We start from the raw sequence: 1,013 nt of genomic DNA, 5'->3' as shown, positions 1-1,013 counted from the left end.
GAGTAATCCTAAACTTTTTTCTCTAAATAAATACTAAAAACACCTAAAATAAATAATAAAATAACAGCAAATAGTGTTGTTGTTGACCAAGAAAGCCTCGGATCGAATAATTGAAAGAAAAATGTAAAAACAGGAATAAAACAGAGGGACATCATTACTAAAAAAGTCTTACAATATTGAATTCCTTTCTGCAATAAATACATCGGTATTAGTACGCCTGCTATTGTTACAATTAAAATCCATACAATATGATCAACAAAATAATGCACTATAAGATCATATGTAAACATAAAAGATAGAAGCACAATACCATAAAAACGATGTGTTAAAATCATTGAACTTGTCCAGCCAATCGAACTTAATTGCTTAGAATAAACTGTACAAAGTACAGCACCTAGACCACAAAACACACTTGCTATAATGCCCAAAATAGTATTTATATCTAGCTTCACATGTAATCCTGAATCTCCATTAAAAATAGAAACGATTAATAAGTAACAAGCTAACAGAGTTCCTATTGCAATTCCCCACTGTGCTTTACTGACATCTTTTCTTTGTATAGATGTTAGTAATATAACAAAAAATGGACCTAGCCCCATCTCGAGTGAACTAACTATCGCTGGTTCAATGAATTTTAATGCAAAATAAAACCCCATAAATGCTAGTACAGAGGACAAATTTAACTTAAGCAATGCTTGCCATGCTGATGCCCACTGATATGTTACTTTTTGCTTCATCGCAAATAAGGAAAAATAACAAGCAGTTAAAAAGAAACTTATACCAGTGAATATAAATGGATGAGTATTCTGAACATGGCTTGCATAAAATACTTGGCTTGCTGCAGTTAACAAAGCAGATAACAATAAAGCTATTACACCTATAATATGTAAATTTCCCCCATTACTTTCATCTCTAATTAACATTTTGTTAATCACCTATTTCCTTTACTAAAATAACTTGTAAGAACACTTCTTAGGTGATTAAGATTCATGATTTAAATCCCATTATACATA

Annotated in this window: 1 protein-coding gene; it reads right to left on the bottom strand. The window is 30.7% G+C overall.

Features of this window, described 5'->3' with window-relative positions; translation table 11 throughout:
* Positions 1-8: 8 nt before the first annotated feature.
* Positions 9-923, bottom strand: coding sequence for an EamA family transporter (locus V7014_RS24530; RefSeq protein ID WP_335511290.1), 915 nt, complete (start codon positions 921-923; stop codon positions 9-11).
* Between the last annotated feature and the right edge of the window lie 90 nt (positions 924-1,013).

The sequence above is a fragment of the Bacillus sp. JJ722 genome (assembly GCF_036963345.1).
Classification (GTDB): domain Bacteria; phylum Bacillota; class Bacilli; order Bacillales; family DSM-1321; genus Bacillus_AD.
The sequence above is the reverse complement of the archived record's forward strand: the minus strand, read 5'-3'. Positions and strand labels throughout refer to the sequence as shown.